This is a genomic window from Bhargavaea cecembensis (genome assembly GCF_001619585.1).
In the GTDB taxonomy this organism is placed as follows: domain Bacteria; phylum Bacillota; class Bacilli; order Bacillales_A; family Planococcaceae; genus Bhargavaea; species Bhargavaea cecembensis_A.
This window is the reverse complement of record NZ_LQNT01000001.1, coordinates 83,944-107,771: the sequence shown is the minus strand read 5'-3', so window position 1 is coordinate 107,771 and position 23,828 is coordinate 83,944. Positions and strand designations below refer to the sequence as shown.

22 protein-coding genes are annotated in these 23,828 nt (G+C 55.3%); 4 read left to right on the top strand and 18 right to left on the bottom strand.

Features of this window, described 5'->3' with window-relative positions:
• Window positions 1–74: 74 nt before the first annotated feature.
• Both icd and citZ read right to left on the bottom strand, forming a co-directional pair.
• Window positions 75–1,343, bottom strand: coding sequence for an NADP-dependent isocitrate dehydrogenase (gene icd / locus AV656_RS00590; RefSeq protein WP_063177827.1), 1,269 nt, complete (start codon window positions 1,341–1,343; stop codon window positions 75–77).
• Between the two features lie 86 nt (window positions 1,344–1,429).
• The gene (gene citZ, locus AV656_RS00585; protein WP_063177825.1) at window positions 1,430–2,545 is read right to left on the bottom strand and encodes a citrate synthase; all 1,116 of its coding nucleotides are present in this window, start codon (window positions 2,543–2,545) and stop codon (window positions 1,430–1,432) included.
• 225 nt (window positions 2,546–2,770) lie between these two features.
• Between citZ and AV656_RS00580 the strand changes: the two genes are divergently transcribed.
• A complete protein-coding gene (locus tag AV656_RS00580) occupies window positions 2,771–3,733 on the top strand; it encodes an AI-2E family transporter (RefSeq protein WP_063177823.1) in 963 nt (320 codons plus the stop codon).
• Here the strand turns inward: AV656_RS00580 and AV656_RS00575 are convergent.
• The 8 genes from AV656_RS00575 to AV656_RS00540 all read right to left on the bottom strand — a co-directional run bounded on the left by AV656_RS00575 (window position 3,723) and on the right by AV656_RS00540 (window position 13,742).
• Window positions 3,723–4,109 (bottom strand): FxsA family protein, encoded by a 387-nt coding sequence (locus AV656_RS00575; RefSeq protein ID WP_063177821.1) that lies wholly within the window; start codon window positions 4,107–4,109, stop codon window positions 3,723–3,725. The two genes, AV656_RS00580 and AV656_RS00575, sit on opposite strands and share 11 nt — an antisense overlap.
• A gap of 65 nt (window positions 4,110–4,174) precedes the next feature.
• Complete coding sequence (gene pyk / locus AV656_RS00570) at window positions 4,175–5,935, bottom strand: pyruvate kinase (protein WP_063177819.1); 1,761 nt, start codon at window positions 5,933–5,935, stop codon at window positions 4,175–4,177.
• An 18-nt stretch (window positions 5,936–5,953) separates the two neighbouring features.
• Window positions 5,954–6,913, bottom strand: a complete 960-nt coding sequence (pfkA, locus tag AV656_RS00565; protein WP_063177817.1) for a 6-phosphofructokinase — start codon at window positions 6,911–6,913, stop codon at window positions 5,954–5,956.
• 15 nt (window positions 6,914–6,928) lie between these two features.
• Entirely contained in the window at window positions 6,929–7,900 is a 972-nt protein-coding gene (locus tag AV656_RS00560) for an acetyl-CoA carboxylase carboxyltransferase subunit alpha (RefSeq protein ID WP_063177815.1), read from the bottom strand.
• A gap of 1 nt (window position 7,901) precedes the next feature.
• On the bottom strand, window positions 7,902–8,762 hold the full coding sequence (accD, locus tag AV656_RS00555) for an acetyl-CoA carboxylase, carboxyltransferase subunit beta (RefSeq protein WP_063177812.1): 861 nt from the start codon (window positions 8,760–8,762) through the stop codon (window positions 7,902–7,904).
• Complete coding sequence (locus tag AV656_RS00550; RefSeq protein WP_063177810.1) at window positions 8,728–9,414, bottom strand: FadR/GntR family transcriptional regulator; 687 nt, start codon at window positions 9,412–9,414, stop codon at window positions 8,728–8,730. The genes accD and AV656_RS00550 overlap by 35 nt, the downstream gene beginning before the upstream one ends.
• A gap of 323 nt (window positions 9,415–9,737) precedes the next feature.
• Complete coding sequence (locus AV656_RS00545) at window positions 9,738–12,791, bottom strand: DNA polymerase III subunit alpha (RefSeq protein WP_063177808.1); 3,054 nt, start codon at window positions 12,789–12,791, stop codon at window positions 9,738–9,740.
• 15 nt (window positions 12,792–12,806) lie between these two features.
• Window positions 12,807–13,742 (bottom strand): DHH family phosphoesterase, encoded by a 936-nt coding sequence (locus AV656_RS00540; RefSeq protein ID WP_156484769.1) that lies wholly within the window; start codon window positions 13,740–13,742, stop codon window positions 12,807–12,809.
• Between the two features lie 92 nt (window positions 13,743–13,834).
• Between AV656_RS00540 and AV656_RS00535 the strand changes: the two genes are divergently transcribed.
• A complete protein-coding gene (locus tag AV656_RS00535; RefSeq protein ID WP_063177806.1) occupies window positions 13,835–14,143 on the top strand; it encodes a YtpI family protein in 309 nt (102 codons plus the stop codon).
• 24 nt (window positions 14,144–14,167) lie between these two features.
• Here the strand turns inward: AV656_RS00535 and AV656_RS00530 are convergent, their stop codons facing one another.
• Together AV656_RS00530 and AV656_RS00525 are read right to left on the bottom strand one after the other, a co-directional pair.
• The gene (locus tag AV656_RS00530) at window positions 14,168–15,475 is read right to left on the bottom strand and encodes a DRTGG domain-containing protein (RefSeq protein ID WP_063177804.1); all 1,308 of its coding nucleotides are present in this window, start codon (window positions 15,473–15,475) and stop codon (window positions 14,168–14,170) included.
• Between the two features lie 158 nt (window positions 15,476–15,633).
• Complete coding sequence (locus AV656_RS00525) at window positions 15,634–16,317, bottom strand: metal-dependent hydrolase (protein ID WP_063177802.1); 684 nt, start codon at window positions 16,315–16,317, stop codon at window positions 15,634–15,636.
• 107 nt (window positions 16,318–16,424) lie between these two features.
• Here AV656_RS00525 and AV656_RS00520 point away from each other — a divergent pair, with 107 nt between their 5' ends.
• Window positions 16,425–17,519: a M24 family metallopeptidase gene (locus tag AV656_RS00520; RefSeq protein ID WP_063177800.1), complete on the top strand. Its 1,095-nt coding sequence runs from the start codon at window positions 16,425–16,427 to the stop codon at window positions 17,517–17,519.
• Window positions 17,520–17,591: 72 nt separating this feature from the next.
• On the opposite strand, the gene ald is transcribed toward AV656_RS00520, so the two are convergent.
• Window positions 17,592–18,707: an alanine dehydrogenase gene (gene ald, locus AV656_RS00515; RefSeq protein WP_063177798.1), complete on the bottom strand. Its 1,116-nt coding sequence runs from the start codon at window positions 18,705–18,707 to the stop codon at window positions 17,592–17,594.
• Window positions 18,708–18,918: 211 nt separating this feature from the next.
• On the opposite strand from ald, the gene AV656_RS00510 reads away from it, so the two are divergent.
• Complete coding sequence (locus tag AV656_RS00510; RefSeq protein WP_063177796.1) at window positions 18,919–19,389, top strand: universal stress protein; 471 nt, start codon at window positions 18,919–18,921, stop codon at window positions 19,387–19,389.
• A 42-nt stretch (window positions 19,390–19,431) separates the two neighbouring features.
• Here the strand turns inward: AV656_RS00510 and AV656_RS00505 are convergent, their stop codons facing one another.
• The 5 genes from AV656_RS00505 to rarD form a co-directional block, all read right to left on the bottom strand.
• On the bottom strand, window positions 19,432–20,370 hold the full coding sequence (locus tag AV656_RS00505) for a class I SAM-dependent methyltransferase (protein WP_063177793.1): 939 nt from the start codon (window positions 20,368–20,370) through the stop codon (window positions 19,432–19,434).
• A 233-nt stretch (window positions 20,371–20,603) separates the two neighbouring features.
• Complete coding sequence (gene tpx / locus AV656_RS00500; RefSeq protein WP_063177791.1) at window positions 20,604–21,110, bottom strand: thiol peroxidase; 507 nt, start codon at window positions 21,108–21,110, stop codon at window positions 20,604–20,606.
• A 29-nt stretch (window positions 21,111–21,139) separates the two neighbouring features.
• Window positions 21,140–21,679 carry an RDD family protein gene (locus tag AV656_RS00495; protein WP_063177789.1) on the bottom strand — a complete coding sequence of 180 codons (540 nt, stop codon included), beginning with the start codon at window positions 21,677–21,679 and terminating at the stop codon, window positions 21,140–21,142.
• Window positions 21,680–21,692: 13 nt separating this feature from the next.
• Window positions 21,693–22,703: a signal peptide peptidase SppA gene (sppA, locus tag AV656_RS00490; RefSeq protein WP_063177787.1), complete on the bottom strand. Its 1,011-nt coding sequence runs from the start codon at window positions 22,701–22,703 to the stop codon at window positions 21,693–21,695.
• A 54-nt stretch (window positions 22,704–22,757) separates the two neighbouring features.
• Window positions 22,758–23,669: an EamA family transporter RarD gene (gene rarD / locus AV656_RS00485; RefSeq protein WP_063177785.1), complete on the bottom strand. Its 912-nt coding sequence runs from the start codon at window positions 23,667–23,669 to the stop codon at window positions 22,758–22,760.
• Window positions 23,670–23,828 lie beyond the last annotated feature (159 nt).

Below are 23,828 nucleotides of genomic sequence, written 5' to 3'. Positions count from 1 at the left end.
TGAATACCAAAAAGGGAGGAGCCTGGGCTCCTCCCTTTCGTATTCCCGATATTCGGCAGAAAATGCCTTACCGATTACAGATTTTTGATCAGTTCGTCCGCGAATTCGGAAGCTTTGACTTCTGTCGCGCCTTCCATCAGACGTGCAAAGTCGTAAGTGACGACTTTCGATGCAATGGTGTTCTCGATGGATTTTGTGATAAGGTTCGCTGCTTCGTTCCAGCCGAGGTGTTCGAGCATCATGACACCGGACAGGAGAACCGAAGACGGGTTGACTTTGTCGAGGCCCGCGTATTTAGGCGCTGTGCCGTGTGTCGCTTCGAAGATGGCATGGCCTGTCACATAGTTGATGTTCGCGCCAGGTGCGATCCCGATGCCGCCGACTTGCGCAGCAAGCGCGTCGGAGATGTAGTCGCCGTTCAGGTTCATTGTCGCAACGACGTCGAACTCTTTCGGACGTGTAAGAATCTGCTGAAGGAAGATGTCGGCGATGGCATCTTTGATGATCAGCTTGCCTGCAGCTTCAGCATCCGACTGTGCTTGGTTCGCAGCATCCGTGCCCTTCTCGTCTTTGATCTTGTCGTATTCGTTCCAAGTGAAGACTTTGTCGCCGAACTCCTGTTCAGCCACTTCGTAGCCCCAGTTCTTGAACGCGCCTTCCGTGAACTTCATGATGTTGCCCTTGTGCACGAGTGTGACCGACTTGCGGCCCTCTTTGAGCGCGTACTCGATCGCAGAGCGGACGAGGCGCTTTGTGCCTTCTTCGGAAACGGGCTTGATGCCGATACCGGAAGTTTCAGGGAAGCGGATGTTCTTGACGCCCATTTCGTTCTGGAGGAAGTCGATGACTTTGTTTACTTCATCGGTGCCCTGCTTGTATTCGATGCCCGCATAGATATCTTCTGTGTTTTCACGGAAGATGACCATGTCCGTATGTTCAGGGTGCTTGACCGGCGAAGGAACGCCTTCGAAGTAACGGACAGGACGGACGCATGCGAACAGGTCAAGTTCCTGGCGCAGTGCCACGTTCAGGGAACGGAAACCGCCGCCGATTGGAGTCGTCAGAGGACCCTTGATCGCAATCAGGTATTCGTCGATTGTCTTGAGTGTTTCGTCAGGCAGCCAGTTTCCTGTTTCGTTGAACGCCTTCTCGCCTGCGAGAACTTCTTTCCAGACGATCTGCTTCTTGCCTTCATATGCTTTCTCAACCGCTGCCTCGAGGACGCGGGAAGCTGCATTCCAGATGTCAGGGCCTGTACCGTCACCGATGATGAATGGAATGACGGGTGCATCAGGTACGTTCAGTTTACCGTTGGATACTGTGATCTTTTCACCGTTTGCCATGTTGAATTCCTCCTGATTCTATCTTTATTCACAAGTAGGGGACGGCGGTTTGCCGTCCCTAACATTGTACACTATTTCACATACAATTAGCGTTCGTTTACAGGAACGTAGGATTGCATGCCAGGGCCTACATACTCTGCACGAGGGCGGATCAGGCGGTTATTCGCATATTGTTCGAGGATGTGCGCAATCCAGCCCGACATGCGGGATACCGCAAAGATTGGCGTGAACAGGTCGTGGTCGATGCCAAGCGAGTGGTAGACCGATGCCGAATAGAAGTCAACGTTCGGAGGCAGGTTCTTTTGCCCGGTCACCAATTCCTCAATCTTGATCGACATTTGGTAGAGATCTTCCTGTCCGGTAAGGCCGGTCAGCTTTTCGGACATTTCACGCAGGTGCTTCGCACGCGGGTCACCCTTGCGGTAGACACGGTGGCCGAAGCCCATGATCTTTTCCTTGTTGTCCAGCTTTTCCTGGATGTAGGACTCGACCTTATCCGCGGATCCGATCTCGGTGAGCATCTTCATGACCTGCTCGTTGGCACCGCCGTGGAGAGGCCCTTTAAGTGCGCCGATCGCTGCCGTCACACCGGAATACATATCGGACAGTGTCGCGACACATACACGTGCAGTGAACGTGGAAGCGTTCAGTTCGTGGTCTGCGTGAAGAACGAGCGCCTTGTTGAATGCTTCCTCTTCGATTGCTTCAGGTTCCTTGCCGTTCAGCATATAGAGGAAGTTCGCAGCGTAGCTGAGCTCCTTCTTCGGTGCAACCGGCTCTTCGCCTTTGCGGATGCGGGAAAATGCAGTCACGATCGTCGCAACTTTTGCCTGAAGCTTGATGGCCTTTTCATAGTTGGCCTCGTCGGACATGTCTTCCGCTTTTTCATCATACAATCCCAAGAGCGAAACCGCTGTGCGGAGCGCCGCCATCGGGTGTACGTTTCCGATCGGATAAGTCTTGAAGTGGTCAAGAACTTCCTGCGGCACTGCCATGTTGTCGGCCAGCTGCTGCTTCAGTTCCGACAGCTCGTCCGCTTTAGGCAGGCGCTTGTGCCAAAGAAGGTAAACGACTTCTTCAAAGCTTGCATGGTTTGCGAGGTCATCAATGTTGTATCCGACGTATGTAAGGGTATCGTCGATGATTGAACTGATGGAAGACTCGGTAGCCACTACTCCTTCAAGTCCGCGTGTTGCAGTCATATCAATCTCTCCTTTTTACCTGTAATGCCGTCGCCGGGCATAAAAAAAACCGGGTTCTGGCCATATGAAGCTTGTACAATCTGTTTAAACGCTTACAAGAACATTATAATCATTTCTTACATTTTTGTGAATGGAAATGCATCATTTTCTTTTGTGCTTGGCCAGAACAAGCAAAAAGAAGGGCGAAGCATCAAAAAAACCGGCTGAATTCAGGAGGGTGAACAGGTGAAAAACGGAGTCAAATTCCAAAATGGGGTGAGAACTTACGGTCCGATTGCAGCGGGGGCAGCCCTCTGCTTCTTCCTTCCTCAATTGTCATTGGCCGTAATTGCAGGCTATATTGCCTCACCCGCCGTTTCCTTCATGAAAAATCGCCTCCGCATCCCGCTCCCTGCCTCCGCTCTTCTGGCCGAACTCCTGATTCTGGCTTCTGCCGCTTTTGCATTGATCTTCGCACTTCAGCAGATTATTCTGGCCCTGCCCGCCATCCGGGCGGCCCTTTCCTCCATGCACTTTGACCATCCGCTCGCTTCCGAATGGCTGACCTATGCAGAAACAGCCGTTTCCGCGGCTGGCGACGGTCTGATCGATTCTGCGGCAGGCATGGTGCAAACAGCATTCAGCCAAGTGTTCTCATTTATCCTTTTCCTGCTCGCTTTTTATTTCGCCCTTTATGAATCCGCCAGGGACCGTTACTGGTTCCTGGCCGCCCTTCCCGCCGATGCCAGGAAAAAAGCAAAAGGAATGTTCCGTGAGGGCGGCAGCCTCTTCGGAACATTCCTATTCGTGGAGCTCAGGCTTATATTGCTGACATTCGGCATCCTAAGCATCGGCCTCGCAGCACTCGGTTTTGGATCCCCGGTCGGCCGGGCTTTTCTGATTGCCCTGGCGGACAGTCTGCCATTTCTCGGGATCGGAATCTTCCTGATTCCGATGGCAGCCTACTACCTGCTCAGCGGCAACGCCCTACTCGGTGCAGCGCTGATTGTCCTCTACGTTTTCGTCATGCTGACCCGGCAGATCGCCGAATCCCGGATGTGGGCGGCAACATTCCAGCTCAGGCCATCACATACGTTCTTCATAACAGCAGCTTCAATCCTGCTGTTCGGTCTGGCAGGGATCCTGTTGAGTCCGATCCTGCTGTTCTTGGCGGCACGCATCAGGAAGATGCCAGCCTTCAGCGGATAATGACCACATTCCCTTTTTTCATTTTTTTCCGGATCTGACGGTAGAGAAACGGTTTCAGTTTTTTCCTCACTGCCGGGATCAGCAGCAGCAGACCGATCACATCGGTTATGAAGCCCGGGAACAGGAGCAGCAGTCCGCCGGCCAAAATGAACAGTCCGTTTAATGCCGCATCCCCCGGCGGATACCCTTCGGCCGCCTGTTTTTTTATGTCCTGCCACGCCCGGAGCCCTTCCCGCTTTGCCAGATAGGACCCGGCAGCGGCAGTCAGCAGGATCAGAAGGATCGTTTCAAATACACCGATTTGGCTCCCCGCATACAGTAGGACCGCCAATTCGGTAGTCGGGACAACGATAAACAAAAGGAACAGCCATTTCAAATTGCAAAATCCTTTCGAAAAACGCCCTGGCCGGAACGGCAGGGCGTTTTGAGTTCTTGATTTAATTATAGCACGGATGCATGGCCGTTGTAGACTACGCCGGCTTCGGCATCAATTGTCAGTTCCTGGCCGTCTTCAATATCGGTCATGGCATTTTTCACGCCGATGATCACCGGTATTCCGACATTCAGGCCAACGACCGCCGCATGGCTGGTCAGCCCGCCTTCCTGGACGACCATGCCGGCGCACTGCTCGATTGCGGGCATCATTTCCCGGTCCGTCCCATATGTGACAAGGATCTTGCCCTTTATGTCGCGTTCGAGTGCTTCCTCGGCATTCCGTACGACGGCTGCCTGACCGAATGCCACTGCCTTGCCGATGCCCTGGCCTTTCGCCAGAAGGTCCCCGATGACGTGGATCTTCATCAGGTTGGTCGTGCCCGCTTCCCCGACCGGGACGCCTGCCGTGATGATCACGACATCCCCATGGGTGACGTATTTATGTTTGATGCTTTCCTCGACAGCTGTCTCCAGGATGGCATCGATCGATTTGACGCGCTCCCCGACAATCGGATACACACCCCAGACGAGTGTCAGCCTGCGGGAACATTCATCTGATGCCGTCACCGCGACGATCGGGCAGCCCGGACGGTATTTTGCGATCATCTTTGCCGTTTGTCCGCTTTCGGTAGGCGCGATCACGGCCCTGACGTTCAGGTTGACCGCCGTGTAGGCAGCCGCCTGTCCGATTGCGTCCGTCATGTTGCCTTGCTTCTCACGCCGCCTGGTTGAAATGACCGAACGGTAGTCCACGGCACCTTCCGCCGTCTTTGCAATCCTGTCCATTGTCCGGACCGACTCTGCAGGGTACTGGCCCGCCGCTGTTTCACCCGACAGCATGATGGCATCGGAACCGTCGAGAATGGCATTCGCCACATCGCTCGCCTCGGCACGGGTCGGGCGGGGATTGCGCTGCATGGAATCAAGCATCTGTGTGGCGGTGATGACCGGTTTACCGGCCTGGTTGCACTTTTCGATCATCCTTTTCTGGACAATCGGCACTTCCTCAGCCGGGATCTCCACACCGAGATCGCCGCGCGCGACCATCAGCCCGTCGGAAACCTCAAGAATGGCATCCAGGTTGTCGACGCCTTCACGGTTCTCAATCTTGGGAATGATCTGTACGTGGCCTGCTCCGTTCTCCTCCAGCAGTTTCCGGATCTCCATGACATCAGATGGCCGGCGGACAAACGATGCGGCGATAAAGTCCACTCCATTTTTGATGCCGAAGAGGATATCGGAGGCATCTTTCTCCGTGATACCCGGAAGCTGTACGGATACTCCCGGAACGTTTACGCCTTTTTTATCCTTCAGGGTCCCCGCATTCCGGATAACTGTACGGATCCTGCCCGCCTCGGGATCAGTCTCCCTGACTTCCAGCTCGATCAGGCCGTCATCCAGCAGGATTGTGGAACCGGTGTGCACATCTTCTGCAAGCTTGTCATAAGTGACCGAGAATCGTTCGGTGTTACCGAGCACCTCGGTCATCATGATGTCAATCTCCTGCCCGTTGTCCAGTTCCACCGCTCCGCCTTCCATCTTGTGGGTACGGATTTCCGGGCCTTTCGTGTCCAGCAGAATCCCGACGACCCGGTTCATCTTCCTGGCAGCGTCGCGGATATTTTCTATTCTCGCCAGGTGCTCCTCATGGTCACCGTGGGAAAAGTTGAGCCGCGCCACGTTCATGCCCGCATCGATCAACTGCTCCAGCATCTCAGGCGATTCGCTCGCCGGTCCGATCGTACATACGATTTTTGTCTTCCTCACATCGCTCGCCCCAATCCTTTAAATCGATAGTTCTTTTGAAAGTTGGTACAGGCCGTCTTCCATGCCTTCCCTTCTGCTGAAAACTTCCGTTAAAGGATAGTCTATCACTGCATGGTTTCGCATGCCAACGGCTACACCCGCCCGGCCTTCAAGAAGCACCTCTACGGCCCTTGCACCGAACTTCGAGGCGAGGACACGGTCACGGCCGGTCGGGCTGCCGCCCCTCTGGATGTGGCCGAGAACAGAGACGCGGGTTTCGATACCTGCTGCCTCCTTCAGTTTTACCGCGAGGTCTTGGCCGGACATGACGCCTTCTGCAACAATGAGGATACTGTGTTTTTTTCCGCGCCCGGTTCCCTGCCGGAGCCTTGTGATGATTTCTTCGACATCGTGGGGCCTTTCGGGAATCAGGATCGACTCGGCACCTCCGGCGACACCCGCCCATAGTGCCAGGTCGCCTGCATCCCTGCCCATCACCTCAATGATGAAAGTCCGCTCATGAGACGTGGCGGTATCCCTTATTTTGTCAATGGCATCGATTACGGTATTGAGCGCGGTGTCAAAGCCAAGTGTGTAGTCCGTGCCATTGATGTCATTGTCGATTGTCCCCGGCACCCCTACACACGGAAAACCTGACTCTGACAGGGCCTGGGCCCCCAGGAAGGATCCGTCACCGCCAATGACGATCAGCCCATCGATTCCCCGTTCACGCAATTGGCGGACACCTTTCGCCTGGCCTTCCGAAGTCTTGAATTCGGGACAGCGCGATGAATGAAGCATCGTGCCGCCCCTCTGGATGATATCTCCGACCGATCCCGCATCGAGCGGCTCAATCTTTCCTTCAATCAGTCCCTGATAGCCGTTATAGACACCGAAGACCTCAAGGCCTTCGTGAATTGCTTTCCGGACCACCGCCCGGATAGCGGCGTTCATGCCGGGAGCATCCCCGCCGCTTGTCAGAACCGCTATTTTCTTCATTCGGGCAACCTCCGGTCAATCGTTAGTCTCTTCGCCTTCCTTGTATACCCCAATGTTGCGGAATTTACGATACCGGCCTTCAATAATCCGATCTGCGTCCATCGGTAGAAGGGTGTCCATGGAAGAACGGATCGATTCCCGTATCGCTTCAGCCTGTCCGGCAGCGTCGCGGTGCGCGCCTCCCATCACTTCGGGAACGACTTCATCGATGATGTCCATCTCCTTCAGGTCCGCAGCGGTGATCTTCATCGCTTCCGCGGCCTGCTGTGCAAGGCCGGCGTCTTTCCAGAGAATGGATGCGGCACCTTCAGGTGAGATGACGGAATACGTAGAGTTCTCCAGCATATGGATATGGTTGGCCACCCCGAGCCCGAGCGCCCCTCCGCTTCCGCCTTCCCCGATCACGATACTGATGACCGGAACGCGGAGTCCGGCCATCTCGACCAGATTGCGTGCAATCGCCTCACTCTGTCCGCGCTCTTCGGCAGCCTTGCCGGGATAGGCACCTTTCGTGTCAATGAAGCAAATGATCGGACGGCCGAATTTCTCCGCCTGCTTCATCAGGCGGAGTGCTTTCCGGTAACCTTCCGGATGCGGCATCCCGAAGTTTCTGCGGATATTCTCTTTTGTGTCTTTGCCGCGCTGATGCCCGATCACGGTCACCGGCGTGCCGCCGAACGAAGCGAGGCCGCCGACAATGGCAGCGTCATCCCCGTATGCACGGTCCCCATGCAGCTCGATAAAGTCCTCGAACAGATAACCGATGTAATCAAGTGTCGTCGGGCGCTCAGGATGACGAGCCACCTGGACCCGGTCCCAGGCAGTCATGTTTCCGTAGACGTCCGCCTCCAGTTTCTCCAGTCTATCCTCCAGGCCCCGGATTTCATCCGCCATATCTACATGGGCATCGTCCGTGATATTTTTCAGTTCTTCTATCTTTTCTTTTAGCTTAATTACCGGCTCTTCAAAAGGCAGCGGCTTTACCATATCAGCGTGCCTCCTTCGTGTGGAATCGGATCAGTGTGGATAGCGTCTGTTTCATCTCCGAACGGTGGACGACCGCATCCAGCTGCCCGTGCTCCATCAGGAACTCTGCTGTCTGGAAATCTTCCGGGAGTTTCTCCCGCACAGTCTGCTCGATGACCCGGCGTCCGGCAAAACCGATCAGCGCCTTGGGTTCAGCCAGATTAATGTCACCGACGGAAGCAAAACTCGCTGACACTCCGCCTGTTGTCGGATGAGTCATCACAGATATGAACAGGAGACCGCGGTCCGCATGACGGGAAAGCGCGACGCTGGTCTTGGCCATCTGCATGAGTGACAGAACGCCCTCCTGCATTCTGGCACCTCCGCTCGCCGTGAAAATGATGAAAGGAATTCCTTCATCTGTTGCTTTTTCAATCGCACGGGTGATTTTCTCACCGACAACCGACCCCATGGAGCCCATCCGGAAATGGGAATCCATGATCGCCACCGCCGTTCGCTGGCCGCTGATTTCACCGATGCCCGTAAGCACCGCTTCATTCAGGCCGGTCTTCGCCGCGTCCGCATTCACTTTTTCTTCATACGAAGGAAAGCCGAGCGGATTGACGGTTTTCATGCCCTCATCCATCGGGATGAATGATTCCTCATCAAACAGGCAGTCCACTCGTTCGTACGCGGTCATTTTATAATGATGTCCGCAGTCCGGACAAACTTTATCACACTTCAACAGATCCTTCGTCAGCACGATGGACTTGCATTCGGGACATTTGGTCATGAGTCCCTCGGGTACATCCTTTGCCGCCTCGGAAGGCACGGTCATGTACCGTTTCTTATTTTTCTTGAACATCTCTCGGATGATCGCCATCGGTATTCCCCCTTTGAGCGTGTACAATTTCGGTCCATCTGTCATAGGCCGCCACTGCTTTTTCGGTCTCGCCGCTCCGGATCAGCCGGAGCATACTGGCGATTTCGGTCCGTTCAACCGCTTCTGCCTCTCCCGTATAGGGCTTCCCGGCATACTGGTAAAGCAGATGCCAGATTTTCAGGGACAAACGGTTGCCGGATGCAATCAGCACTTCCCGGACAATGTCTTCGCGCAGATAGGATTCATCCGATTCCACTGCATCGATGAGACTGCCCCATAGAGGAAGTGTGCGGATTTCCGTATACCCAGATGAGACACGGACCGCTTCCTTTTCATGGATCCGCATCGTTGCGCTTACGTCCTCAAGTGACTTCGGTTCCTGCAAGATGAATGCAGCCAGAACTTCGACGAGCTGATGTTTTCGGAAGTCGGACAGGAAAGTGCCCTCTCCCTGCCTTGACTCAATCAGTCCGAGCAGTTCCAGGCTGCGCAGGGCTTCCCGGATTGTCGACCGTCCGGTACCGAGCCGCTCGGCAAGTACCCGCTCGGAAGGAAGCTTATCTCCTGCCCGGATGTTTTCATTCCCGATGAGCGTGCGCAATTCCTGCACCACTTCAAGAAACATCTTGCGGGACGGTTTTGTTTCGGTCATGTCGCGCTCCTTGTTTACCATTTAATTGAAAGTGGTCTGACCACTCATACCCATACAGCATAACGGAATCGGAAAAACGAGTAAAGAAAAAACTGCACAGAACACTGAATGTTAGATTGTTAAGAAATCCGTGCAGATTTCCGCTACGGCCCCTGCTTACCTAAACTCGCAGCGGCCAACGCTCGCGCTTTTGGACAGAGGCCGTTCTCCGTAACGGCCTCTGTATCAGCAAAGCCTGCAGGCAAATTGAAAACCCGGGTCTGGCAGAATTCGTCCAGACCCGGGTTTTCTGATGCCTGATCATCCATACAGACATTAAATCGTTACCCTTCAATATTCTTTACAATCAGCTGCAGGCGTCCATTACGCAATTCGGCCTGGCCGGACAGGCGGATCCCCGCTTCTTCCGCGAGCAGGCGGTTGAAGGCTGCGTACTCTTTCGGGAACAGCGTGCACTCGACTTCTCCCGTGTCGTCCTGAAGTTTGAAGAACGCCATGGCTTCCCCTTTTTTCGTCCGGATACGTTTGATATCGGTGATGATGCCGGCGACCCGCACACGGCCGCTTCCGCCTCCAAGTGCAGCAACATCCGCAAAAGTACCGTTGCGACCGGCCTTCATCCTCGCTGCGGGGTGTTCCGATATATAGAAGCCGAGCGCGTCACGTTCGTACTGGAGCTTCAGCGCTTCGGGAAGCGTCCCCGCCTCGGAATACTTTTGCCGGCCGAACGATGCTGCGTCACCGCCGAACAGATCATCCTCTTCGGTCGGCCGCACGAGGTTCGCATAGGTTTCGGCTGCTCCGATCGAGGCAAGCAGGACAGCCCGGTCCGGATGAAAATCGTCCATCGCTCCCGACCGTGCAAGCGGCTCGGCCGCAGTCCGCGTGAAATGCGCTCCGGAAAGAGCAACTGCCATGTCGAAAAGATCTTCCCATGGTTCTGACTGTTTTCTGGCGTCCAGCAACTTTCTGATGAAGGGGGCGGGAACCCCCTTGATGCCGGAAAGCCCATAGCGGATCGCACCATCCTCCACCCTGCAGGCGTATCCGCTTTTTTTGACGGACGGCGGCAGGATCCGGATGCCCTTCATGCGAATCTCGCTGACCAGCCTGGAAACACGGTCCGCATCGCCCGCCGCCTGTGAAAGCAAAGCTGCATAAAAGTATGCCGGTTCATGTGCCTTCAGGTACGCCAGACGGAACGAAATCAAGGAATAGGCGACGGCGTGACTTTTGGGGAAGCCGTAATCCGCAAACCTGACGATGTATTCGTAAACCTTCACTGCAGACCCTCGATCGTAACCGCGGGATTCAGCCCCGCGTACAAAGTGCTCCCTTTCCCGTTCCAGCACATCCCTCTTCTTCTTGCTGACGGCACGTCTGAGAATGTCCGCCTCCCCCATCGTGAAACCGGCCATCTGTACGGCGATCTGCATGATCTGCTCCTGATAGACAATGATGCCGTATGTTTCCTCCAGAATCGGGTCGATGTCAGGGTGGATTGACGGAACACGTTCCCTGCCGTGCATCCTGCGTTCAAAGACAGGGATATTGTCCATCGGGCCCGGCCTGTACAAAGCGTTGATGGCGTAGATGTCACGGAACTGCTCCGGTTTCAGCTTCCTGAGCGTATCCCGCATGCCCGGTGACTCGAACTGAAAGACTCCGGTCATATCTCCCGCCTGGAACAGCCGGATGGTTTCGGGATCATCCAGCGGGATTTTCCCGAAGTCCAGGTATACATTGCGGTCATACCAGATCATGGACCGGATCCGGTCAAGCAGCGTCAGGTTCCTCAGACCAAGAAAATCCATTTTGAGAAGCCCGCGTTCCTCCACTTCCTTCATCGGCCACTGGGTCAGATAGATCCCTTCCGAACCGCTCGTCAGCGGAACCGCATCCACAAGCGGAACCGGAGAAAGGACGACACCCGCCGCATGGGTGGATGCGTTTCTCGGGATCCCCTCAAGGGAGAGCGCTGCGCTCAGCCATTTTTGCCTGTTCGGCGAAGCTTCCACCCAGCGCGAAAGTGGAGTGCCGGAGGCGGACGCTTCGGCAAGCGTTACCCCGGGACGTCCGGGAATCATTTTTGAGATCTCCCGCTGCTCGGCTTCCGGGAAACCGAAGACGCGTGCCGTGCTCCTGGCCGCAGCCCGTGCAGACAAAGTCCCGAACGTAATGATTTGTGCCACATGGTCACGTCCATATTTTTCGGCGACATATTCAATCACCTCATGCCGGCGGTGATCCGCAAAGTCCACATCGATGTCCGGCATGCTGACACGTTCCGGGTTAAGAAAGCGCTCAAAGATGAGACCGTAGGCAATCGGATCGACATCCGTAATCCCGAGCGCATAGGCGACCAGAGACCCGGCCGATGACCCTCGGCCGGGACCCGTTAGAATTCCCCTGGAGGCTGCATAAGCGATGAAATCTGCCGTGATGAGAAAGTAATCCGAGTACCCCATCGAAGAGATGACATCCAGTTCATGATCCAGCCTGGCTGCATACCTTTCCGGGACTGAACCGAACCGTTTCCCAAGCCCCTCCAGACAGTCCTGCCGCAGACGCCCGTCAGCTGTCCCCCCCTCGCCAATCGGGAACTTCGGCATCAGGCGCTCCGCTTCGGGAAGCGTATTGCTGCAGGACATGAGAAGGCCCGCAGTCGCTTCCAGCCACTCCGGATGATCGGAAAATCTCGTCAACAGTTCATCCGGCATCGGCAGTTCGGCTTCCGGGAGATCTGCGAGGTCGTTTTCCGAAAGCTTTCCTCCCTCATCAATCAGACGGGCTACCCGGTATGCAAATGCATCTTCACTGTTCAAATAACGGGCAACAGCCGCCGCACATACCGTCAGTCCCTCTCTTTCTGCCAAACCGACCCAGGCTTCCTCTTCGGCAGACCGCATGCCGCCAGGACGGGAAATGCCCATGAATACCCTGTCAGGCCCTCCGGTCTCAAGCACAATCTTCGTGGCACCAGCCGGATCCCCATCTTGCATCATTGCGGGGTCAACGACTAGCAGGCATCCCCTGCTGTATGCCTTCATCCAGGACAGGGGCAGCTTGTCACGGTCCTTGACGGACAGCGCACTGCTCATCTTCAGCAGATTTTGGTAACCGCCGTCATCTTTCGCATACATAAAGGCCGGCAGGACGCCGGCCTCCGTCTCGATCTGTACAGTGAGCCCGATGACGGGCCGGATGCCGGCGGATTTCATCGCCCGGGCAAACGGCAGGATGCCGTACAGTTTTGTATTGACGATCGCCGCCGCAACGGCTCCCCTCGCCTTGAGCGCTTCCGGGAGCATGCCGGGCCGGATGATGCTTTGCAGCGGATCATCCGATGTCATGATCTGCGCATATGCGATGTTCATCCCGATCCCTCCCTGTCAGTTGCTGCACAGCTCACGAAGTGCTTCTGCCGCCCGCTCTGCTTCCTCCCAGTCTGCGGCGGAAGCGCCGGCGGCGAGTGCATGGCCTCCGCCTCCGAACCGCCGGGCCAGATCATTGACGACCGGTCCCTTGGAACGGAAGCGGAGGCGGATCTGGTCTTCCTCCTCGACCTGGAAGACCCAGCAGATCAGGCCCTTGACCGCGCCGGGAACCCCGACCAGTTTTGCGGTATCCGAGGCGGTGACGCCGAACTCATCCATCGTTTCCGAAGTGATTTTCACGACACCGACCCCATTGTCCACTTCGAGATTCTGAAGGATGTAGCCGTTCAGCCTGAGAAGAGGGGCATCCATCTCGTACATCGCGTTGTGGAGGGAGGGCCGGTCAAAGCCGTGTGAAACAAGCTCCGCCGCTGCAAGGAAGGTTTCCGGGCCGGCCGACGGATGCAGGAACCGTCCTGTATCACCGATAATGCCCGCGTAAAGCAGCCGGGCAGCCCCGACGCTCATCCTCCAGCCGCGCGACTGCTCGCCTTCCTTGAACAGCCGGTAAATCAGCTCGCTTGTCGCACTGGCGTCCGGTTCCACCCACCTCTTGCTGCCATACGTGTCGTCATCGGGATGGTGGTCGATCTTGAGAAGCTCGGCACCTTTGCCGTAGTGGCTGCCGTCAATCCTCTCCGTATTCGCCGTGTCGGTCACAATGACAAGAGCCCCCTCATAGAGCGGCTCGGTCACTTCGTCCGGGCGTCCGAGATAATCCAGCGAAAAGTCGTGGTCACCCGCCGCATAGACCTGTTTGCCCGGATAATTGTCCAGGATCAGCGTTTTCAGCCCCAGCTGGGATCCGTATGCATCCGGATCCGGCCTGACATGGCGGTGGATGATGATGGTATCGTAGCGTTCAATTGTGTCAATGATTTGTCGTTTCAACCCTATTCCCTCCATCAACCGGTCTTTTCCCTTCACAATCCGGCAAAATACGAGATACAATGAGGACAGTTTTGCTTGACCGGAGGGATTCGATGCTTAACCTGATTTTCACCGCACTGATCATCTTTGCTGCGGTTGCCTACCTGTACTTCAAGACGAAGCAATTCCGGACAACGCTACAGGCTGAGCGGCAGTATCACCGCAGCAGCGCCTCGGCAGCACTCGGAGCGTTCATCATGCTGTTTGGCGCGCACCAGCTGTTCCTGTTTTCCGGAGTGATCACGTATATTGTAACAGCCGCCTTTATCCTGCTCGGGCTCTATGTCCTTGTCTATAATGTAAAGGCACGGAACCACTATGCCGGCTTCCTTGAGGAAGAGCGGCGGCTGAATGAAAAGTGATGCACAATCTGTGCATCACTTTTTTTATCGTTCAAATACCTGGAGCATCATCATGGCCTTGCCGACGATCATCTCACCGCTGTATACGGTGAACTCCATTTTGGCAAAGTGCCGGCTCATATCGAGAAGTTCCGGCCTGATGCGGACCTGCGAACCGAGCTGGACATGCTTCATGAAATAAACGGACATGCTCTCGATGACGCTCTCCCCGCGCTTGCGCTTTTTCAGGAACTGATCGGCCGCTTCCGAGAGCATGATCGTCAGCGCGCCGTGGGAAAGGGATCCGAGAGGGTTCGTCATCCTCGGAGTCACTGTGAAGAGCAGGGTAGACTCCGCCTCCCCGTCCTCTTCCATCTGCGACCGCACAAGGTCTTCGAATGTATCCCCCTGATGAGGCTGGCGCTGGGCCACCTGGAGTGCCTTCAGAACATCCTGGCGGCTGATGACCCCTTCCAGCTTGTCGCCGGTGGAAACGACCGGCATCAGGTCGATTCCTTCCCAGATCATCCTGTGAGCCGCAGAGGCAACACTCATCTTCATTCCCGCGGAGATCGGCTTCGGCGTCATTACCCGTTCGATCGGCACCTCCCCGTCCATCCCGATCACGTCCTTTGCCGTGACGATTCCGACGAGCCGGCCGCTGCCGCTCGTCACCGGAAATGCACCATGAGAGGTCGTTTTGTTGCGCGCATGGAAATCGGAGACATGATCGCCCGAATCGAGCGTAGCCGTCTGGCTGATCGGCACGATGATGTCCTCGACAAGGAGAATGTCCTTTTCGATCAGCTGGTCATAGATGGCCCGGTTGATCATCGTAGCCACGGTGAATGTGTCATAACTGGTCGAGATGATCGGAAGTTCCAGCTCATCGGCCAGTTTCTTCACTTCTTCCGATGCGTCAAATCCGCCTGTGATGAGGACGGCCGCCCCCGCACGGATTGCGTTTCCGTGCACTTTAAGCCGGTTCCCGACGATCAGCAGGCTGCCCGGATCGGTATAGCGCATCATGTCTTCCATCTGCATCGCGCCGATGACGAATTTTGTCAGTGTCTTGTGCAGCCCGTTGCGGCCGCCCAGAACCTGACCGTCAACGATATTGACCACTTCGGCAAATGTCAGACGCTCGATGTTCTCCTTTTTCTTCTGCTCGATCCGGATTGTCCCGACCCGTTCGATCGTATTGACGAGTTTCCGGTTTTCCGCTTCCTTGATGGCGCGATAGGCCGTTCCTTCGGAGACATTCATCTCCTTGGCGACCTGGCGGACGGAGATTTTGTCTCCGACCGGCAGGCTCTCGATGTATTGTAGGATTTTCTCATGTTTTGTCGCCACGTTGTCACCTTTTCCCCAACTTCTGATGATTCCATCTTACCATAGTGGGCGTGGCTGAGTCGCAAAAAGAAACCTTGGTGCAGGAGGTCTATCCTGCGGTAAGGTTCTTTAGCAGGAAGCAAAAAGCGGAAGGCGTATGCCTCCCGCAATTGATGGGGTCAGAGATCAACGGAGTCTCCCGGTTTCATGATCCTCACTTCGGTTCCGTCCACCTGTTTTCTGAAGTCTTCAGGATCCTGCCTGATTGGCGGGAACGTGTCGTAGTGGATCGGGACCGCCACCTTCGGCTTCAGGAGGCCGACCGCATAAGCCGCATCCTCCGGGCCCATCGTAAAGTTGTCTCCGATCGGCACAAAGGCGATGTCTGCAGGATGGCGCTTCCCGATCAGCTCCAGGTCGGAGAATAGCCCTGTGTCACCAAGGTGGTGGACCGTCTTCCCTTCAGCTGTAAAGAGAATCCCTGCCGGCATGCCGGTATAAATGATTTCCTCGCTGTCCTCTTTGATGAAAGAGGAGCCGTGGAACGCCTGGGTGAATTTCACTTTCCCGAAGTCGAACTCATATGCGCCGCCGATATGCATCGGATGTACGCTGACGCCCTGCCAGCCGAGCCATACGGCGAGCTCGTTCGGCGCGACGACTAGGGCACCGGAACGTTTGGCGATTTCAATCGTGTCACCCACGTGATCGCCGTGACCGTGTGTCAGAAGGATGACATCAGGGTTCTCCTCCTCCGCGTTCAGGTCCGTCAACTCATTGCCTGTGATGAACGGATCGATCAGGATCGTATGCCGTTCCGTCCTGATTTTGACGACGGAATGGCCGTGATAGGATACTTTCATGCTGCATTCTCCTTTCTCTGTTCAGCTCCCGGGCATGTTTCGACAAGGTATGCGCGGATTCCTTCTTTTTGATATGATGAATTCATTCAGAAAGGCTGGTGTTCGGAATGGAGAAATTACAGGAAATCAGGACGTACTTGGAGGAGAACGGGATTGACGCGGCTTTGGTCACGACGCCCGATAACGTGTTTTATCTTTCCGGATTCAATAGTGAGCCTCATGAGCGGCTGTTGGCGGTTGCAGTATTCCGCGATGCCGATCCGTTCATTATCGCGCCGAAGATGGAGCTTCCCGATGTTAAGGCGGCGGGATGGACGGACGAAGCCGTAGGCCATGAGGACACCGATGATGCATGGATGATCGTTGAACGGGCAATTCGCGGGCGCGGCATCACACCTTCCCGCATCGCGATCGAGAAGTCACATATGAGCGTTGAACGCTACGAACGCCTGAAGGAGCTTTATCCGGATGCCGCGTTCACCGGGCTCGACAGCAAGCTGAATGCCATGCGGAACATCAAGGACGAGGCCGAACTTGAGAAGCTCCGCAAAGCTGCGGAACTCGCGGACTATGCCATTGAAGTCGGCTGCCGAGAAATCGCGGAAGGCAAGACGGAACTGGAAATCCTGACAGCCATTGAGTTTGAAATGAAGAAAAAAGGCGTATCGCATATGTCGTTCGATACGATGGTGCTGAGCGGCAAGAAGACGGCTTCTCCGCACGGCACCCCGGGAGACCGGAAAATACAGAAGGGCGACTTCATCCTGTTCGATCTGGGTGTGGTCTGGGAAGGCTACTGCTCCGACATTACCCGTACCGTTGCATTCGGAGAGCCTACCGAAGAAATGCGGAACATTTATGAGACCGTGAAGCGCGCAGAAGAGGCTGCAGTCGCTGCGGTGAAGCCCGGAGTCCGCGCGATGGATCTCGACAAGGCGGCCCGTGATGTCATTACGGATGCGGGCTACGGCGAGTACTTCACCCACAGGCTGGGCCACGGACTCGGTATTTCCGTCCATGAATTCCCTTCCCTGCATGGCTCAAACGAGATGGAGCTTCAGGAAGGCATGGTCTTCACAATTGAACCGGGCATCTATCACCCGGATATTACAGGAGTCCGGATCGAGGACGATGTCGTCGTCACTGCCGATGGTGTTGAAGTCCTGACCAAGTTCCCGAAAGAACTCCAGATCATTAAGTAACGTCAGTTACAGTCAGATTTAGAGAAAGCAAAACCGCCAAAAGGAATTTTCCTTTGGCGGTTTTGTTTTTACTTATTGAAGAAGCGATTCGACCGGGACATATTCACGGCCCTGATCGTCTGCTACAGCCTTGTAAGTAATATGCCCTTCCAGGGTATTAAAGCCCTTTCGGAGCGCTTCGTTGTCAAGCGCCGCCTGCTTCCAGCCTTTGTTCGCAATCTGCAGCGCGTAAGGCACCGTGACGTTAGTGAGTGCCATTGTAGATGTACGCGGAACGGCACCCGGCATATTGGCGACCGCATAATGGACAACACCGTGTTTTTCGTATGTCGGATCGTCATGCGTCGTCACCCGGTCACTTGTCTCGAAGATGCCGCCCTGGTCAATCGCGATGTCGACAAGAACCGATCCCGGCTGCATTGATTTGACCATTTCCTCGGTGACGAGCTTAGGCGCCTTGGCACCCGGAATCAGCACCGCACCAATGACCAGATCAGCTTCTTTGACCGATTCTGCAATGTTGAGCGGGTTCGACATGAGTGTCTGGATATCATTGCCGAACTGGTCGTCGAGCTGACGGAGCCGCTCGGGGTTCAAGTCGAGAACTGTCACTTGTGCACCCATGCCTACCGCGACACGCGCAGCGTTCGCACCTGCCATCCCGCCTCCGACTATGGTGACTTTCCCGCGCTGGACACCCGGTACGCCGGATAGAAGAATACCCTTCCCGCCATGGATGCGCTCGAGGAACTGGGCGCCGATCTGTGTGGCCATTCGCCCTGCCACTTCACTCATCGGCGAAAGCAGCGGGAGCGAGCGGTTCGGGAGCTGCACGGTTTCGTACGCAATACCGACCACCTTGTGTTCAAGCATGGCCGCAGTGAGCGCCTCCTCCGGAGCAAGGTGAAGATAAGTGAAGAGGATCAGCCCTTCACGGAAGTATGGGTATTCGGATGCGACCGGTTCCTTGACCTTCATGACCATTTCCGCATCCCATGCTTCGCGGGCTGTACCGACAATGGTCGCCCCTGCTTCGCGGTAATCCTCATCTGTGAAGCCGGAACCCTCTCCCGCCCCTGTTTCAATCAGGACTTCATGTCCTGCCAGATTCAGCGTCACTACTCCCGCAGGTGTCATCGCCACGCGATTTTCATTGTTTTTGATTTCCTTAGGTACACCGATACGCATTTCCTAAACCCTCCCGTATGTCTATGCTTGGTTGCTGGGCAGAAGGTTGCCTTGTCCCCTGTTTCTGCAGTTCCATCATAACACTCTTTGTTCGGCACGGAAGTGCTTTTCTGCCGGAGCGACACAATTTTGCCACTGTTCCTTACCAAACTCTTGCAGGATTCGGCGTTTCTTTCGCCGAAAAAGAACAATAGAAAAGGGAGGGAACGACATGACACTGAACTACAAACAACTCCTTGTCGCGGTCGACGGTTCCAGGGAAGCCGAGTGGGCGTTCAAGAAGTCGGTCGGCATCGCCAAGCGAAACAAAGCCACATTGAACCTGGTGAACATCATCGACACCCGCTCGTTTGCGGCGGTCGAGGCATATGACCGCTCCATTGCCGATCGGGCCCAGAAGTTCGCGGATAAGCTCCTCTCCGACTATAAAAAGGAAGCCGAGGCAGCCGGCGTCAATGACGTGAATATCATCGTCGAATACGGTTCTCCAAAGACGATGATTCCGCGGGATATCTCGAAAAAAGTCGAAGCTGATCTGATTGTCTGCGGAGCAACCGGCCTCAATACGGTTGAGCGTTTCCTCATCGGATCGATCTCGGAAACGATTGTCAGGAGCGCAAAATGTGATGTGCTCGTTGTCCGTACAGAAGAACAGCCCGACGAAGGGCCAGTTAACGAGTAATGCAAAAGGGATGTGCAGCGTTGGGCTGCACATCCCTTTTTTTCATGATTTTTTATAACCGTTCTGTTCCGCCCACGCGTCGACCTTGCCGAAAAATGCCGAAACGGCATTTGCATTTTTCAGATCAGGTGCCTGAGCCAGCAAGACTTCCGGTTTCGGTCCCATAGTGCCCTCCGGCTTCCTCAGAAGAAGCAGGCTCTTTGCATTGGCCCGGTTCTTGAAGAGACCTTCAGGAAGTGCGATGACTCCGAGAATCTCGGCTTCATCCTTCAAAAACGTATGGAGCTGTGTTGCAAATTCCGACTCGAACAGATTCGCCGGGACGACGAAAATGCCGTGGCCGCCTTTTTTCAGGTACCTCATCGACTGCTCAATGAACAGATGATGGGCGTAGGAATGGCCTTCCTCCGCTCTCAGGTTGTAATTCATCGCGTTTTCATCGTCCGGATAATAGCCTACCGGCAGGTCTGTGACGACAAAGTCTGCGGGATCAACCATAAGCGGGCGCAGGGAATCCTGGTGATACAGAGTAACAGGCTGTGCCAACAGGTCTGCAGCGGCTGCTGAAATCTGGATCAGCAGATCATCGATTTCAGAGCCGCTGGCGGCAGTGCGGCCGTCCATGAAGTTCATGACCGTGAACAGCAGGTTGCCCGTGCCGATCGCCGGGTCGAACAGCGTGACATACGGTTTGCCTCCAGACAGGCGGTCTGCCAGATAACCGGCGATGAGACCGATGGAGTCCGGTGTCATCTGGTGATTCGGTTGTGCGCTTTCCTTCATGCCCTTCAGCAAGGAAAGCTGAAGGCCTTTTCGGACTTCTTCCTTGGCCGTCTTCTCCACTTCCGGGGCGATTTTCCCGTCGGCCCAAGCCCTTACTGTTTTCAGTAGGGCTTCCAAATACATCGTTCCCTCTTTTTTTGCGATCCTCCCGGCATGCCCGTCGAGGAAATTGAAAATCTGTTCTGTATTGGTTTCCATGTCCATCCTCCGCAAATGAGAAACCCACTAGCCGTGACAACCGCTGAAAAAGTGAAAAAGCTGATTTCCGCTCCAGGCCCTCGCTTACCGCGGGCGTTGCCTCAGCCTCCTCGAGCTTCGCTCTGCGGGGTCTTCGGCTAACGCTTTTCCCGCAGGTGTCTCGGGCCCTTCGCTTCAATCAGCCATACAATAGATTTTTCAGTGATCTATCGCTGGAGTAGGTTCAGTTTTGGTTATTCCGACAGTATTTTGACAGCGTCGATTGCTTTGTCGTAGTCCGGATGATCGGTGCCTTCCGGAACGTATTCGACATAGGCCACTTTACCGTCCTTATCAATCACGAAGACGCTCCGTGCCAGGAGGCGAAGTTCCTTCATGACAACACCGTATGCCGTGCCGAACGACAGGTCCCGGTGGTCGGAAAGGGTATGGGCATTATCCAGGCCTTCCGACGCCTTCCAGCGTGCCTGCGCAAACGGCAGGTCGACGGAGATCGTCAGGACCGCCACGTCATCACCAAGGTCTGTGACCGCTTCGTTGAAGCGTTTTGTCTGTGTCGAGCAGACGCCTGTGTCGATCGACGGGATGACGCTGATCAGCCGGATCTTCCCTTCCGTATCTTTCAGCGTGAACGGGGTCAGGTCGTTTTGCAGAACCGTAAAGTCCGGCGCCTCGTCACCGACCTTGATTTCCGTTCCGAGGAGTGTAACCGGTTGTTGTTTGAATGTTACTTGTGCCATATTGCAACGCCTCCTTTTTCCTCAGTGTACTAGAGTGCGTGACCGTCTTGCAAACGGTTCGCATAGCCGCGGGAAGGGGCGGCCTTCAGATAGCGCTCTTCGTGGATGACGAGTGTGTCTGCGATATAGTCGTGCAGCGCTTCTTTTCTCGGTGTAAAGCCGACCACAACATAGAGGACCGCCAGTGTTTTTGAGAAATACCGGCCGACCCATTCACGGAACAGAACCGTTTTCCAGTCCAGCGGCCCGCCGTCTCTGCGGATGACCCGGATGCCGGTGACCATCTTGCCGACTGTCTGGCCGAAGTATTTCGTCATGAGGATGAAATACAGGAAGAAGATGGCTGCGGTCAGCAGATTGTATGGTGCATACCAGGCGTCTGGTGCGATTTCAAGCCCAGTTAGCCGGAACAGCGGGCGCACTGCCAGCATGCTGATCGACCCCAGGACGATGAGATCGATCAGATAGGACCAGAAGCGGATCCAGAACCCGGCATAGGCATGCCGGAATTCCTCCGTTTCCGGATGGGATCCGGACAGATGACCGGTTCCCTGAATTGGTTCCGTCATTTCGAATCCCTCCTCACTTTTCACCGTACAGGTACATCATGCGCGGCGAGTTATAGTCGGACAGCACCTGTCCGATGATGCGGCTTTCAAGATCCCCCTGGAAAAGCGACTGCATCTTTACCCCAAACAGTGAGCCGAAGCCGGCATCGATGCTGTATTCGAACATCTGGGCGCCTTCCAGGCCATGATCTGTCCGGAGCCCGGCGATCGCATCTTCAAGCCGGCCGGTTTCGTCCGCGAGTTTCGCATCGATCGCCTGCCCGCCATTCATGATCCGGCCGTCCGCCCATTTCTTCACTTCCGCCTCGCTCATTCCCCGGCCCGCCTCGATGACGTCCACAAACCGTTCATAGGAGTCGTTCAGCATCGTCTGGAGCATCTCCCGCTCTTCCTCCGTCATCTCTCTTGTGGGGCTCAGGATATCTTTGTACTCACCCGATTTGATCGTGACAAAGTCGATTCCGTGCTCTTCAGCGAAGCCGCCGTAATTGATGCTTTCCATGATGACGCCGATCGATCCGGTCAGGGTCTCCTTATGTACAAAGATTTTGTCAGCCGGCGCGGAAATGTAGTAGCCGCCTGATGCCGCCATGGCACCCATGCTGACATATACCGGAATGTCCTTTTCTTCTTTGATTTCAACCAGCTTGTCATGGATATCGGACGATTCGACGACTCCGCCGCCCGGAGAGTTCACGTACAGGACCACGCCCTTGACGGATTTGTCCTCCCGGATCATCTCAAGCTGCTCCATGAATGCCTGGTGATTGTAGCCGGTCGGCGCAAACAGCGGAGAGGCTGCGCCCGTGTCCTGGATAATTCCGTCTACACGAAGAAGCGCGATCCGGTTTCTTGCATTCCCGTCCTCGACAACCTGTTCCATCTGCCCGCCGGCAGGTGCCAGTTGGTCTTCCATCACGGACTGCCAGTTCATCGACATGATGGAGGATACCGTATTGATGCCCGCCGCAACGACGAACAGGAGAATGGCCGCACCCAGGGCGATCCATCGTTTCATGTTCATGTGATTTCTACCTCCCTTTCCAACTCTTAATACGGGCAATAACCCCGGTCCGTTTCATTTTTCTTGCGCAGGCCTCATCTTTTTCATCATCCGGAACTTCGATACGGTTACAAGAACCAAGCCGGACCAGATGAAGGAAAAGGCGATCAGCTCAATTGCCCCGAATGCCTCACCATAGACAATGACACCCAGGAACAGCATCATCGTCGGCGCAATGTACTGGAGGAAGCCCAGCAGATACAATGGCATGTTCTGTGCCCCCTTCGCGAAAAGGACAAGCGGGACAGCCGTGGCCGCTCCGGATAAAACGAGGAGCAGGATCGTACCCATGTCAGCATCGAAAAACACGAGCTGGTCAGAGGTCTCCGCCCACATCAGATAGACAACCGCCGCCGGTGCAATAAATGCCGTTTCGATTGTCAGCCCCCTAAGGGCATCCAGATGGATCGTCTTTTTTGCAAAACCGTAAATGGCGAATGTACCTGCCAGGCCAAGCGCCAGCCACGGGAATGTGCCATGGGAAACGGTAATGATCAGGACACCCAGCAGGGCCAGGCCCACCGCTGCCTTTTCCGCTGAAGATAGCCGCTCCTTCAGGAAGATGATCCCGAGGAGGATCGAGAGAAGCGGATTGATGTAGTATCCGAGGCTGGTCTGGACGATATGGCCGTTATTGACCGCCCAGATAAACAGAAACCAGTTGCCCGAGATGATGACGGACGCGCCGAACAGGCTCCAGAATGCCCGCTGGTTTTTCCATAAGGCTTTCAGGTCCCCCGCCAGCAACTTTCCCTGACCAAGCAGCAGGACCACCGCTCCGGTCGTGATGGACGCCCAGAATATGCGCTGGGCCAGTACTTCTCCGCTCGGCACATGGCCGAGGCTTTTCCAGTAAATCGGCAGCACTCCCCATATAAGGTAAGCGGAGGCCGCCCAGATGATGCCTGCTTTCTCCTTGCTGTCCAAGGATGGTCCCTCCTTTCTCTCCCTGCTACTGCAGGGGCATTGCGGTATGAGAGACGCAGATTCCCAAACCGGAAAAAAACTCCCCGAAACGTTCGGGGAGATGATCATCGCCGCATCATCCGGTGCCGCCACCGGCATCCGGACAAAGCAGTTATGTGC